The 14053-nt window shown below is 65.7% G+C and carries 12 protein-coding genes; 8 read left to right on the forward strand and 4 right to left on the reverse strand.

Annotated elements, in window-relative coordinates; translation table 11 throughout:
• Positions 1–2 precede the first annotated feature (2 nt).
• The 7 genes from prmB (at position 3) to WBG56_RS14015 (ending at position 7735) form a co-directional block, all read left to right on the forward strand.
• Positions 3–899 (forward strand): 50S ribosomal protein L3 N(5)-glutamine methyltransferase, encoded by an 897-nt coding sequence (gene prmB, locus WBG56_RS13985; RefSeq protein WP_424269361.1) that lies wholly within the window; start codon positions 3–5, stop codon positions 897–899.
• On the forward strand, positions 896–2806 hold the full coding sequence (locus WBG56_RS13990) for an ABC-F family ATP-binding cassette domain-containing protein (protein ID WP_424269363.1): 1911 nt from the start codon (positions 896–898) through the stop codon (positions 2804–2806). Before prmB ends, WBG56_RS13990 begins: the two co-directional genes overlap by 4 nt.
• Before the next feature lie 433 nt (positions 2807–3239).
• Positions 3240–3782 (forward strand): carboxymuconolactone decarboxylase family protein, encoded by a 543-nt coding sequence (locus WBG56_RS13995; RefSeq protein ID WP_424269365.1) that lies wholly within the window; start codon positions 3240–3242, stop codon positions 3780–3782.
• Positions 3783–3798: 16 nt separating this feature from the next.
• A complete protein-coding gene (locus tag WBG56_RS14000; RefSeq protein WP_424269367.1) occupies positions 3799–4902 on the forward strand; it encodes an acyl-CoA dehydrogenase family protein in 1104 nt (367 codons plus the stop codon).
• Positions 4903–4905: 3 nt separating this feature from the next.
• Positions 4906–5736, forward strand: a complete 831-nt coding sequence (locus WBG56_RS14005) for an ABC transporter ATP-binding protein (RefSeq protein ID WP_424269369.1) — start codon at positions 4906–4908, stop codon at positions 5734–5736.
• Positions 5733–6959: an ABC transporter substrate-binding protein gene (locus tag WBG56_RS14010; protein ID WP_424269371.1), complete on the forward strand. Its 1227-nt coding sequence runs from the start codon at positions 5733–5735 to the stop codon at positions 6957–6959. Before WBG56_RS14005 ends, WBG56_RS14010 begins: the two co-directional genes overlap by 4 nt.
• Entirely contained in the window at positions 6959–7735 is a 777-nt protein-coding gene (locus WBG56_RS14015; RefSeq protein WP_424269373.1) for an ABC transporter permease, read from the forward strand. The genes WBG56_RS14010 and WBG56_RS14015 overlap by 1 nt, the downstream gene beginning before the upstream one ends.
• Positions 7736–7777: 42 nt before the next feature.
• Here WBG56_RS14015 and WBG56_RS14020 read toward each other — a convergent pair whose 3' ends face one another.
• Both WBG56_RS14020 and WBG56_RS14025 read right to left on the reverse strand, forming a co-directional pair.
• Positions 7778–8236, reverse strand: a complete 459-nt coding sequence (locus tag WBG56_RS14020; RefSeq protein WP_424269375.1) for a MaoC family dehydratase — start codon at positions 8234–8236, stop codon at positions 7778–7780.
• 116 nt (positions 8237–8352) lie between these two features.
• Positions 8353–8859 (reverse strand): winged helix-turn-helix transcriptional regulator, encoded by a 507-nt coding sequence (locus WBG56_RS14025; protein WP_424269377.1) that lies wholly within the window; start codon positions 8857–8859, stop codon positions 8353–8355.
• A gap of 103 nt (positions 8860–8962) precedes the next feature.
• Here WBG56_RS14025 and WBG56_RS14030 point away from each other — a divergent pair, with 103 nt between their 5' ends.
• Positions 8963–10213 (forward strand): glutamate-5-semialdehyde dehydrogenase, encoded by a 1251-nt coding sequence (locus tag WBG56_RS14030; protein ID WP_424269379.1) that lies wholly within the window; start codon positions 8963–8965, stop codon positions 10211–10213.
• 221 nt (positions 10214–10434) lie between these two features.
• Here WBG56_RS14030 and WBG56_RS14035 read toward each other — a convergent pair whose 3' ends face one another.
• Both WBG56_RS14035 and WBG56_RS14040 read right to left on the reverse strand, forming a co-directional pair.
• Complete coding sequence (locus WBG56_RS14035) at positions 10435–12795, reverse strand: UvrD-helicase domain-containing protein (RefSeq protein WP_424269381.1); 2361 nt, start codon at positions 12793–12795, stop codon at positions 10435–10437.
• Complete coding sequence (locus WBG56_RS14040) at positions 12792–14000, reverse strand: DesA family fatty acid desaturase (RefSeq protein ID WP_424269383.1); 1209 nt, start codon at positions 13998–14000, stop codon at positions 12792–12794. Before WBG56_RS14040 ends, WBG56_RS14035 begins: the two co-directional genes overlap by 4 nt.
• Positions 14001–14053 lie beyond the last annotated feature (53 nt).

Raw genomic sequence — 14053 nt, forward strand, 5'->3', positions numbered from 1 at the left:
CCATGGCCTCTCCCCACACCGAACTGCTGACCCTGCGCGACCTGCTGCGCTGGGCCGTGACCCGCTTTCGCGGCGCCAACCTGGTCTTCGGCCACGGCAGCGACAATGCCTGGGACGAAGCCGTCTATCTGCTGCTGCACGCCCTGCACCTGCCGCTGGACACGCTGGAACCTTTTCTGGATGCCCGCCTGCTGGAACGCGAACGCCTGCGCTGCGTCGATCTGATCCACGAACGCGTCACCTCCCGTAAACCCGCCGCCTACCTGACGGGCGAGGCCTGGCTGCAGGGCGAACGGTTTCTGGTGGATGAACGCGTCATCGTGCCCCGCTCGCCGATCGCCGAATTGCTGGCCGAACAACTGACCCCCTGGATCGAGGACCCCGACGCGGTGACGCAGGTGCTGGACCTCTGCACGGGCTCGGGCTGCCTGGCGATCCTGGCGGCCCTGGCCTTCGATTCCGCCCAGGTCGACGCCGTCGACCTGTCGCCCGACGCGCTGGCGGTCACTCAGTCCAACATCGCCCTGCACGAACTGCAGGGCCGCGTGCAGGCGATACGCAGCGACCTGTTCGCGCAGATTCCCGCCGAACGCCGCTACGATCTGATCGTCTGCAACCCGCCCTATGTCAACAGCCAGGCCATGACGGCGCTGCCGCCCGAATACCGGCACGAGCCGCGCATGGCTCTGGCCGGCGGCGCGGACGGTATGGACCTGGTGCGCCGCATCCTGGACAAGGCTCCCGGGCACCTGACTCAAGACGGCCTGCTGGTGCTCGAAATCGGCCACGAACAGGCGCACTTCCAGACGGCGTTTCCGGATCTGGATCCCATCTGGCTGAGCACCGAAACCGCCAGCGACCAGATCCTGCTGCTGCGCCGCGCGCAGCTGGCAGCGTGATCCGCGCCACCGGCCTGACCCTGCGGCGCGGTGTCAAGGTCCTGCTGGAAGACGCCGAGTTCGTCGTGCATCCGGGCGAGCGCGTGGGCTTCGTCGGCAAGAACGGCGCCGGAAAATCATCGCTGTTCGCCCTGCTGCAGGGCCAGATCGACCCGGACGCCGGGTCGCTGGACATGCCCGCCGCCTGGCGGCTGGCCAGCGTCGAGCAGATCCTGCACGACACGGGCCGAGCCGCCCGCGAATTCGTCATCGACGGCGACCGCCACCTGCGCGACTTGCAGGCACAACGAGCCGCCCTGGGTCCCGACCAGGGCCAGCAGATCGCCGAACTGGAATCCGCGCTGGTCGAGGCCGAAGCCTGGAGCGCCCCGTCCCGCGCCGAGCAACTGCTGGCCGGCCTGGGCTTCGCCCCCGACGAATGGACACGGCCGGTCGCCAGCTTTTCGGGCGGCTGGCAGATGCGCATCGCCCTGGCCCGCGCCCTGATGGCGCCCTCCGACCTGCTGCTGCTGGACGAGCCCACCAACCACCTGGACCTGGACGCCATGCTGTGGCTGGAACGCTGGCTGGGCAGCTATCCGGGCACCGTCCTGCTGATTTCCCACGATACGGAATTCCTGGATGCGGTCGCCCGCACCATCCTGCATTTCGAACACGGCAAGCTGATCCGCTACAAGGGCGGTTACGAGGACTTCCTGGAACAGCGCGCCGAGCGCCTGCGCCAGAACCAACTGGCCCGCCAGAAACAGGCGCGCGAAACTGCCCACTTGCAGTCCTTCATCGACCGTTTCAAAGCCAAAGCCAGCAAGGCCAAGCAGGCGCAAAGCCGGGTCAAGGCCCTGTCCCGCATGCAGACCCTGGCCCCCCTGGCCGTGGAATCCGGCATCGACATCCGCCTGCCCGACCCCGTCCAGACTCCGGACGTGCTGCTGCGCCTGGAAGACGCCACCCTGGGCTACCCCAGCCTGGCAGGCGGCGAACCGCGCACCATTCTGAAGGACGTCAGCCTGATGGTGCGCGGCGGCAGCCGCATCGGCATCCTGGGCGTGAACGGCGCGGGGAAAAGTACCCTGGTCAAGACCCTGGCCCAGGAACTGACCCCGCTAGCGGGCGAAGTCCAACCCGCCAAAGGCCTGGAAATCGGTTATTTCGCCCAGCAACAACTGGACGTGCTGGACCCTGAATCCAGCCCCCTGCAGCACTTCGCCCGCATCGCCCCCGATACCCGCGAACAGGAACTGCGCAACATGCTGGGCCGCTTCGGCTTTGGCGGCGACATGGTCACCCAGCCCGTCGCGCCCTTTTCCGGAGGCGAAAAAGCGCGCCTGGCCCTGGCCCTGATCGTCTGGCGCAAGCCCAACCTGCTGCTGCTGGACGAACCCAGCAACCACCTGGACGTAGACACCCGCGAAGCCCTGGCCCGCGCCCTGGCCGAATTCCCCGGCAGCGTGCTGCTGGTCTCGCACGACCGGCACCTGCTGCGCACCACCGTCGATACATTCTGGGTCGTGGCCGACGGCGGCATCCAGCCCTTCGACGGCGACCTGGAAGACTATCGCGACTGGCTGCAGCAGCGCCAGACCCAGCAGAACCAGGCCGCACGCGCAGCCGCCGCGCCCACGCCCGATCGCAAGGCCCAGCGCCGCGAAGAAGCCCAGGCCCGCCAACAACTGGCCACCCTGCGCAAGCCGCTGGAAACCCGCCTGAAAAAAGTCGAGGATGCCATGACCCGCGCCCAGACCCGGTTGGCGGAACTGGACGCCCTGATCGCCGATCCGGCTTTCTACACGGACGCGCACAAGGACGAGCGCCCCGCCCTGCTGGCCGAACACGGTGAACTCAGCAAGACCCTGCAGGCCGCCGAAGAGGAATGGCTGGACATCCAGACGGAAATCGAGGCGCTGTAAACACTCTGCCAGCTTCAAGGACATGACAGTCCGTGAAGCTGGCGCAGCCATCAGCTCCCTCCCCGAGGCTTCCCGCGAAAGTACCCGCATCAAGCCGACACCCACGCCCCGCATAAACCCTCGACAACCAAACACCAGGCCCGCCGCATCACCTCGGCCCGGCATTGCCCCAATCCTCGTCAATCGCCATGACGAGGGGGCTGCGGGGGCTGTTGGAGCTTACTCGTCCACATCCGGCAAAGCCGCCAAATCGCGACCGGCCCCCGCAGCCCCCTCGCCACGGCGACGAGCTCCCCCAGAAGAACCCAACGAAGCCCCCCCAAAAAAACCTCTATATTCCAAATCTGAATAATTTAATATTCTTATAGTCGTTCGCTATTAGAACCCGGCTCCATAGAATGAACAGGTCTAAACCTCGTTCACTTCAGTCACCATGAGCCGTCTCCCCATCCAGTCCATCGAATCCGCCCCCACCGACGCCCAGGAACGCCTGCGCGCCGCGGAGAAAGCCAGCGGCTTCCTGCCCAACCTGCTGGGCGTCCTGGCCAACGCCCCCACCGCGCTGGAAACCTACCAGGTCGTCGGCGCCATCAACGGCCGCAACAGCCTGACACCCACCGAACGGGAAATCGTCCAGATCACCGCCGCCACCTACAACGGCTGCGGATTCTGCGTCGCCGGCCACACCAAGATCGCCGCCAAGAAACTGCAACTGCCCCAGGAGTTCATCGACGCCCTGCGCGGCACCCAGGCGCTGTCCGACCCCAAACTGAACGCCCTGGCCCAGTTCACCCTGCAAGTGCTGGAACATCGCGGCCAGGTCGACGACCAGGCCCTGGCCGACTTGCGGGCCGCCGGATACACCGACGCGCAAGCGCTGGACGTGGTGCTGGGCGTCAGCCTGGCCACCTTGTGCAATTACGCCAACAACCTGGCCCGCACCCCCATCAATCCGGAACTTCAGGCCTACGCCTGAGCCGCAGGAACACACCATGACGCACGTCGCTCTGCCTGCCGATGCGGACGGCAGGATCGATCAACTGATCCGCGATTCCCTGGCTCCCCGGGTCGAGGCCATCGACAAAGGCCTGTACCCCGGCGAGTTCATGCAGGCGCTGGGCCGCCTGGGCGGCTTTGGCGCCGCCCTGCCGGTCGAAGCCGGCGGCCTGGGCGGCGACCTGCCCGCCCAGATCGACATCATCGCGCAGGTCGCGCGCACCTGCGGATCGACGTCCTTCCTGGTCTGGTGCCAGGCCACCTGCGCCTGGTACCTGCAGCACAGCCGCAATCCGGCCGTCAAGCAACGCTACCTGCAGGCCGTCGCCAGCGGCCGCCTGCTGGCCGGCACCGGCATGTCCAATGCCGTCAAGCATCTGGCCGGCATCGAGCGCATCAATCTGCGCGGCCATCGGGAAGGCGAAGGCTATCGGATCAGCGGAGCCCTGCCCTGGGTATCGAATCTGGGAGCCGACCACTTGCTGATCGTGGCCGCCGCCCTGGGCGACGGCGGCTACGTCATGTTCGCCATCCCCCCCGGGGCCGAAGGCCTGACGCTGCGCGCCTGCCCGACGTTCTCGGGCATGGAAGGCAGCGGCACCTACAACGTGCGACTGAAGAACGTCTACGTGCCGCCGGAAGACGTGTTGTCGGACGCCGAACATTTCGACGCCTACGTGCAGGGTTTCAAACCCGGCTTTCTGCTGATGCAGATCGGCATGGGCGCCGGCCTGGTCCAGGCCAGCCTGGACACGATCCACGCCACCAACCAGCGGCTGTCCCACGTGAACTGCTATCTGGACGACCAGGAAGACGATCTGCAGCCGGCGCTGCAAAAACTGCTGACCCAGACACATGACCTGGCCCGCCAGGGACAGGCCGCGCCGCTGCTCAGCGTCCTGCGCGCCCGCGCCCTGGGATCCGAGCTGAGCCTGCGGGCGACCCAGTCGGCCGCCCTGCATGCGGGGGCCGCCGGCTACCTGATGAGCAGTCCGGCCCAGCGCCGCCTGCGCGAAGCCCTGTTCGTGGCCATCGTCACGCCGGCTCTCAAACACCTGCGCAAGGAAATCCACGCGCTGGAACAACGCCAGGCGGCCTGACGCATGCTGAACGTCGACGCATCCCTGCCGCAATCCGGGACCAACGCTCCGCCCGCCTGCGTGCTCAGCATCCAGGACATCACCCTGGGCTACACGGCGGCGGGCCAGCGGTCGGCCTCCACCGTACTGGCCGATTTTTCCCTGGACCTGCAAGCCGGGGAAATCATCGCCCTGCTCGGCCCCAGCGGCGTAGGGAAGTCATCCCTGCTGCGGGTCCTGGCGGGCCTGCAGCCCTCCCTGGCGGGCGAAATCCGGCTGGGCGGCCAACGCCTGACCGGTCCGTCGCCCGCCTTGGGCATGGTCTTCCAGGATCCCAGCCTGTTGCCCTGGCTGACCCTGGAGGAAAACGTGGCCTTCGGCCTGGATTTCCGCCATCAACCCAAACTGGACGACACCACCCGCCAGCAGCGCGTCCAGCAAGCCATCAGCGAAGTCGGGCTGCAATCCGCCCGATCCCGCTACCCCGACGAACTGTCGGGCGGCATGGCGCAGCGGGCTTCCCTGGCCCGCACACTGGCCCGCGCGCCCCGGATTCTGTTGCTGGACGAACCTTTCAGCGCCCTGGACGAGGTCACCCGCCACGAAATGCAATCGCTGCTGCTGCAGATCCGATCCCAGCATCAGGCGGCCGCCATCCTGGTGACGCACGACATCGACGAAGCCCTGCTGCTGGCCGATCGCATCCTGCTGATCGGCGGCCAGCCCGGGCGCCTGATCGGCCAGTGGTCCGTCGATCAGCCCCACCCCCGGGACGAAACGACGTCCGAGCTGACCGGCTTGCGCGTCCAGATTCTGCAAACCCTGCGTAGCGCCCGTTTACCGAGACCCCAATGACACGATTCAAACTGCTTGATGCCTGCTGCGGCGATGCCGACAACACCTTGGCGCGCCGCCGCCAGTTCCTGAAGCTGTCCGCACTGTTCACCGCGGCGGGCGCCCTGCCCTTGCTGCAGGCCGGCCGCCTGGCCCATGCCGCCGAACCCGACGCGCCCGTGCGCATCGGCTATCTGCCGATCACCGATGCCACGCCCCTGTTGGTCGCCCACCACAACGGCCTCTTCGAAAAACAAGGGCTCAAGGTCGAACAGCCCCGGCGCTTTCGCAGCTGGTCGCAGATCGTCGAGGCCTTCCTGAGCGGCCAGGTCAATGTGGTCCACCTGCTGATGCCCATGACTATCTGGTCGCGCTACGGCAGCCAGTCGCCCGCCAAGGTCGTGGCCTGGAACCATACCGAAGGCTCCTGCCTCACCGTCCTGCCCAGCGTGAACACGCTGGAAGACCTGGGCGGCACCACGGTAGCCATTCCCTTCTGGTATTCAGTGCACAACATCGTGCTGCAAGCCATTCTGCGTCAGGCCGGACTGGAGTTCATCAACGAAGGCGAGCCGACGAAAAAACAGGTGAAACTGGTCGTCATGTCGCCCGGCGACATGCTGCCCGCCTTGGGCAGCAAGCGGATTTCCGGCTACATCGTCGCTGAACCCTTCAATGCCAAGGCCGAAGAACTGGGGGTGGGCAAGGTCTGGCGCTTCACCGGCGACGTCTGGCGCAACCACGCCTGCTGCGTGGTCACCATGCACGACCGCGACCTGCAGGAACGCCCCGAATGGTCGCAGAAAGTGGTCAACGGCATCGTCCAGGCCCAGGCCTGGGTGCGCGGCCATCGCGAAGACACGGTCAAGATCCTGGCCCGGAACAACCCGGCCGCCTACACGCCGCATGATGCCTCCACTTTGGCGCGGGTGCTGCTGCCTTCGGCCGAGCGCGATGCCGCCTACGAAAAGAGCGGCGCCATCCGTCACGCCGACTGGAACGAGTTGCGCATCGATTTCCGCCCCTATCCCTATCCCAGCTACACGGAAAAGCTGGTGACGCTGCTGAAAGACACCTACGTCCTGGGCGAGAACGCCTTCCTGAGGGAGCTGGACCCCGCCCACGTGGCCCGCGATCTGGTGGATGACCGCTACGTGCGCAAGGCCATCGAAGCGCAGGGCGGCCTGTCGGCCTTCGGCATCGAAGGCGGCTACACCCGCACGGAAACCTTCGAGGTCAGCTGATGAGCACCCGGTCCTCCGCCCCTTCGTCCCGCCAGCGCCTGCTGCTCAGCCTGGGCGGCCTGTTGGCGCTCTTGCTGCTGTGGGCCGCCGGCATCGGCCTGCTGGGCCAGGACCTGGCCATGGCGCGCCTGTTCGCCCCGGGCCAGGCCTTGCCCAGCCTGGCGCACCTGATTGCGGACAACCAGTTGACCGTGCACACCCTGGTCAGTCTGCGGCGCGTGGCGGTGGGCCTGTTCTGGGCGCTGGTGTTCGGCATCCCCCTGGGGTTGGCCATCGGCCTGTCCCGGCGGCTGGAATCCGCGACCAGCGGGGCATTCCAGTTCCTGCGCATGATCTCGCCGCTGTCCTGGATGCCGATCGCCGTGATGCTGTTCGGCGTGGGCGACGCGCCGATCTATTTTCTGCTGAGCTTCGCCGCCGTCTGGCCCATCATCCTGAACACCAGCGCAGGCGTGCGCCAACTGGATGCCCGCTGGCTGATGCTGGCCCGCAGCCTGAGCGCCACCCGCGCCGAGATCCTGTGGAAGATCGTGATCCCCGGATCGCTGGGCCATATGCTGACCGGCCTGCGCCTGGCCATCGGCATCGTCTGGATCATCCTGGTGCCCTGCGAAATGCTGGGGGTCAGTTCCGGCCTGGGCTATTTCATCCTGGATACCCGCGACCGGCTGGCGTATTCGGAACTGATGGCCGTCATCATCCTGATCGGCGCCCTTGGATTCACCCTGGACGCCACCGCCCAGCGCCTGCATCGGCGCTGGGGGCGCGGGCGGTGAACCATCACGAACGGCAAGGGGCTTGAGGACCCTGCAGCAGGGTCACTCCTTCCGAAAGACCAATAGGTTTGCCGTCAGTTCCTGCAACACCTCATTTTCCTGATTGGACGTTTGGCTATAAACCTTCACCATGCCCCGGTCGGGCCGGGATCGAGAGGGACGGATCTCTCTGATTGTGCTTTTCACCCTTAGGATATCGCCCGGGCGCGTGGGGCGCGGCCACGCGATCTCTCCGCCCGCACCGATAATGCCCTTCGCGAAAGGCATGCTTTGCACCAGCAGCTTCATCGTGATCGACATCGTGTGCCAGCCGCTGGCGGCAAGCCCCTGAAAGAAAGTGTCCTTCGCCGCCTCGGCATCCAAATGGAAGAGCTGGGGGTCAAACTGGGATGCATAGGCGATGATCTGTTCAGCATCCAGACGATGCTGTTCACTAAGGAACTCCTGCCCAACCTTCAGGTCCTCCAGGTAGAGTTTTCCCTGCAAGCTATTGTCTTCCATACCGTTCCTTGCTTAGGTCAAGTTCCGTGTTCTCCACGGAACTAGTCCACAGACCGCAAGCAGCATCCACGCCGCCCTGAAATCGTCATACCGGCTTGCCTCGCCTTCCAAGACGCTCATGCTAGCCCCGAGGAACCAAGGCGGCGGTCAGTGGCATAGCGTTCCCGCGTGCTTTGGCTGGCCAATGGCCCGGCCACCCACCGATAAGCGGGACTCGCCAGGGGTATGCCCGTGCGGGCGTCGACCATGACGGGCACGGCTTCGATGCCGGTCTCGTCATGAATGACGGTCACGCTTTTGCCTTCGGGCGCAAAATGCCGATTGCCGAAACTCAGCAAGGCCAGCAGCACGTCCGCGAAATCCCGGGCACGGTCAGTCGGCTTGTACTCGTAACGGATGGGACGAGTGGTGTAGGCACATTTTTCCAGCATCCCTGCCTCGACCAGCGCATTCAGACGGCGGCTCAGCATGTTCGGCGCGATCCCGAGATTTTCTTCCAACTCGTAAAAGCGCGTGAAGCCGAAGAGCGTCTCACGCAAAATCAGCATGCTCCACCATTCACCGACGCGCTCAAGGCTGCGCGCGATCGGGCACTGCATGCCCTCGTAGCTGGTTTTCTGCATGAAGGACGCCTCTTGCGAAAGAAGTTCAATAATGCAAGAATATCCCAGCGACTTTCATAATGCAAGTTACTATGCGAACCGTATCCAAAGAGGAAATCACATCATGACGGTGGAAGAGGTCATTGCCGATATCGGGCGTGCGGCAAGGCATGCATCGGCGGTTCTCGCCGCGACATCGTCAGAGCGGAAGGCATCCGCTCTACGAGACACAGCCGCCGCCATTCGCGAGCGCAGCCAAGCCATCCTCGATGCGAACGCGGAAGACCTCGCGCGTGTCGACAACGCAGGCATCTCGGCGGTCATGCGGGACCGTCTCGCCCTGAATGAGGAGAGAATCTCCGGCATGGCCGCCGGTCTTGAGCAAGTCGCAGCGCTGCCAGACCCAGTCGGCTCCGTGTTCGATCGCCACGAGCGGCCCAACGGGCTCATGCTTCAGCGCATAAGCGTCCCGCTTGGGGTCATCGGAATCATCTATGAAAGCCGTCCGAACGTCACCATAGACGCCGGCGGCCTTGCGGTCATGTCGGGCAATGCCGTGATCCTTCGCGGCGGCTCGGAAGCCCTTGCAACCAATCGGGTTCTTAGGGAGACGTTCTCCGACGCCCTTGCCCGGAATGGCTTGCCGCGCGAGGCGGTTCAGCTCGTACCGACAAGTGATCGCGCCGCTGTAGGCGCCATGTTGCGGGCAAGGGACTGGATAGACGTGATCATTCCTCGGGGCGGGCGCGGCTTGGTAGAGCGCGTCCAGGACGAGGCGCGCATCCCTGTCCTCGCCCATCGGGACGGCATCAACCATTGCTACGTCCACCATGCAGCCGATCCGGCGAAGGCGGCAGCCATCGTCGTCAACTCGAAAATGCGCCGCACCTTCGTTTGCGGTTCCACCGAGACAGTGCTGTTCGATCGCGACTATCCCCACATCGCACAGGTCGTCGCCTCCCTACTGGACGCGGGGTGCGAAATCCGGGGCGATGCAGCCACGCAGTCCATTGACCCACGCGTTATCCCCGCCGCCCCCCAGGATTGGGACACCGAGCACCTCAATGCGATCTGCACGATGGGCGTTGTCGACGGCGTGGATGACGCTGTGCGCCACATCGGGCTTCACGGCTCGGGCCATACCGAGGCAATCATTACGGAGGATCATGACGCGGCCAAGGCGTTCTTGAGCCGGGTCGATTCTGCGATCGTCATCTGGAACGCTTCGACGCAATTTGCCGATGGCGGCGAGTTCGGGCTTGGCGCGGAGATCGGCATCTCGACCGGCCGCCTGCATGCGCGCGGCCCGGTCGGACTTGAAGGGCTCACCACCTACAAGTGGCAGGTCATCGGTTCCGGGCAGATTCGCCCCTGACCGCCCGGGCACGCGATGATTGATCAAAGCCACTTCACAGTCGGCGGCCTGCCGCCGCAATTTTCAGCTCAGCGCCGAAGACACGGTGCGATGACAAGCCGCGAATCGGACAGACGACATCCGACCGCACGAGCCGTGCCCATGCGACACGCCAGACACGGAATTCAGGCAGCAAATCGCCGTGCGTGAACACATCGGCATCCCTTCGGAGGAAATAGCGACTACAAGATATCCAGCTTCGCCACGCCCAGCGCCAGCGTCTTGGCGCCCACATCATGGAATTCGATCCGGGCCTGGGCCTCGGCGCCGGTGCCGCTGAGCGCCACGATGGTGCCTTCGCCGAAACGGCTGTGGCGCACGGCGGCGCCGATGCGGAAACACTGGTCGCCGACGGTGACATCGGCCGTTCGGGTGCGCGCGGCGCGCGGCGCGAAGCTGCTGTCGCTCTCGCCCTGCCAGCTCCCCGTGCCACGGCGAAAGGCCCCGCGCCAGGCAGGCTGCTGTTCGGGGGCCGCCGCGCGCTGACGCGGCGTGATCCACTTCAGGTCCTGTTCCGGGATTTCATCCAGGAAGCGCGAGCGCAGCGCGTAGCGCGTCTGGCCGTGCAGCATGCGGCTTTGCGCCAGGGTCAGCGTCAGGCGGTCGCGGGCCCGGGTGATGGCCACGTACATCAGACGGCGCTCTTCCTCCAGGCCGCCGGCGTCCAGCAGACTGTTCTCGTGCGGAAACAGGCCTTCTTCCAGGCCCGTGATGAAGACGACATCGAATTCCAGGCCCTTGGCCGCATGCACCGTCATCAACTGCACGGCATCCTCGCCCGCCTGGGCCTGGTTGTCGCCCGCTTCCAGTGAAGCGTGGCTGAGAAAGGCGCCCAACGGCGACATGACGGCGGGTGGCGCGATGGCCGCATCGAAATCGGAATCGCCCTGCGGAAACGCATCAGCAACGGGCGCCGCGCCCGACACGGCATTCGCTGCCATCAAGCCCGCGCTATCCGGTACAGCGCCGCCGGCGGAGAATTCCGGGATCCGGCCGGCGATCAGCCCTTGGAGGCCGGCTTCCGCCACGAAGGCGGCGGCGGCATTGACCAATTCCTGCAGATTGTCCAGCCGGTCCTGGCCCTCGCGGTCGGCCCGGTAATGGGCCTCCAGGCCGCTGTGGTGCACCACATGGCCGATCAATTCCGGCAGGTCCAGGGACTGGGCGGCCTCGCCCATCTCGCGGATCAAGGTCGCGAAGCGGGCCAGGCCGGCGCCGCTTTTGCCCGGCACATAGGCCACGGCGCCCGCCAGGCTGGTGCCATACTGCGCCGCGGCATCGGCTTGCTGTTCCAATGTGCGCGCGCCGATGCCGCGCGTGGGGAAATTGACCACCCGCATCCAGGACGTATCGTCATGCGGATTGTCGATCAGGCGCAGGTATGCCAGGACGTGCTTGACTTCCTGGCGCTCGAAAAACCGCTGGCCGCCATATACGCGATAGGGCACGCGGGACGAAAACAGCGCGTGCTCGATGGGCCGCGACTGCGCATTGCTGCGGTACAGAATGGCGATCTGGTGCGCCGGCCGGCCTTCGCGCAACAGGGCGCGGATCTCGTCGACCAGCCACTGGGCCTCCATCTGATCGGACGCCTGCTCCACCACGCGCAGGGGCTCGCCCTCGCCCGCCTCGGTCCACAGGTTCTTGCCCAGACGATGGGCGTTGTGCGCGATCAGGGCGTTGGCGGCATCCAGGATGTGGCCGTGGGAGCGGTAATTCTGTTCCAGGCGAATGACGTTGCCGTGCGCGTGGCGCTGCTCGAAATCCGCCATATTGCCGACGTTCGCCCCCCGGAAGGCATAGATGGACTGGTCATCGTCGCCCACCGCGAACACCGGCGTGTGGCTGCCTGCCAGCAGCATCAGCCAGCGGTACTGCAGCACGTTCGTATCCTGGAACTCGTCGACCAGGATGTGCTGGAAGCGCCGCTGATAATGTTCGCGGATCGGGGCCTCGCGCTGCAGCAGCTCATACGCCCGCAGCAGCAGTTCGCCGAAGTCCACCACGCCCTCGCGCTCGCACTGGTCCTGGTAGCGCTGGTACAGATCGGCCAGCCGCCGCGCATGACTGTCGCGCACGTCCAGGTCCTTGGGACGCAGGCCGTCTTCCTTGGCGCCGTTGATCATGCGCTGCACGTCGCGCGGCGGGAAGCGTTCATCATCCACGCCGTTGGCCTTGAGCATGCGCTTGATGGCCGACAACTGATCCGCGCTGTCCAGGATCTGGAACGTCTGCGGCAGGCCTGCCTCGCGGAAGTGCGCCCGCAACAGACGATTGCACAGGCCGTGAAAGGTGCCGACCCACATGCCGCGCGTATTGATGGGCAGCAGGGCCGACAGCCGCGACAGCATTTCGCGGGCGGCTTTGTTGGTGAAGGTGACGGCCAGCAGGCCGAAGGGGCCGACCTGGCCCGTCTGGATCAGCCACGCCATGCGCGTGGTCAGCACCCGGGTCTTGCCGCTGCCCGCCCCGGCCAGGACAAGGGCATGCTGCGCCGGCAGGGTGACGGCGGCGCGTTGTTGTTCGTTCAGACTTTCAATCATGCAGCATAAGAGCGTAGTCGATACGCGAATTGTTCCAGGCCGTCGATGCCGCTGGCCTGCGCCCGCTGGCACCAGGCCCGCAAATCGGCCAGCAGCTGGTCGCTGCTGGCGCTGGAGGATTCCCACAGGGCCGTCAATTCGCGGCGCATCTGCAGCAGAGTGGACAGGGCCGGCGCCACGGACAGGACGTGCGCCACCTGCGCCTGTTCGACGGGCGCGAGCGCTTGCGGATCGCGCACCAGCCATTTTTTGCACTGCCGCAGCAAGCGGCGTTCGGCCAGGCAGCGGCGCAGCTTCAAGGCCTTGAGCTCGTGCGCCACGGTGGCCTTGACCATGCGGGAATACCGCGCCAGGACATCATAGCGATGGGCAATGATGCCCTGCAGCTGGTCCTGGCTGAGGGATTCGATGGCCACCGGCCCCTCGGACTGCCATTGCAAGCGCGGCGCCACCCGGCGCACTTGGGCCAGCCCCAAGGCCTGCAGCGCCCGGATATATCCCCAGCCCAGATCGATCTCGTACCATCTCGACGAAAATTTCGCCGAAGTGCCATAGGCATGGTGGTTGTTGTGCAGTTCCTCGCCCCCGATCAGAATGCCCCAGGGCGACACGTTGGTGCTGTCATCCGGGCAGGCGAAATTGCGGTAGCCCCAGGCATGCCCCAGGCCGTTGACCACACCTGCGGCCCAGAACGGAATCCAGGCCATCTGCACGGCCCAGATGGTCAGGCCGATCACGCCGAACAGCGCCAGGTCTATCGCCAGCATCAGGCCGATGCCCAGCAGATTATGGCGGCCATACAGATGATGTTCCAACCAGTCGTCGGGCGTGCCGTGGCTGTAGCGCTGCAGGGTTTCCGGATTCCGCGCCTCGTCGCGGTACAGTTCCGCGCCCCGGAAGAACACCTGCGCCAGGCCGAAGACGGCCGGCGAGTGGGGATCGCCGTCGCGTTCGCATTTGGCGTGGTGCTTGCGGTGGATGGCGACCCATTCACGCGTGATCATGCCCGTCGTCAGCCACAGCCAGAACCGGAAGAAATGGGCCACGGCGGGATGCAGGTCCACCCCCCGGTGCGCCTGGCTGCGGTGCAGGTACAGCGTCACGGCCACGATGGTGATGTGGGTCAGGATGAGGGTGACGGCCAGCAAGGCCCAGGGGCCCAGCTGCAGGACGCCGCCCTGCAGGAAGGATAGCCAGGTATTCATGGTGTTCAGGTGGGTACCCGCAGAATGGGGGAAGACTTTCAGTGTAGACCACC

Source organism: Castellaniella sp. (assembly GCF_049671645.1).
In the GTDB taxonomy this organism is placed as follows: Bacteria; Pseudomonadota; Gammaproteobacteria; order Burkholderiales; family Burkholderiaceae_B; genus Castellaniella.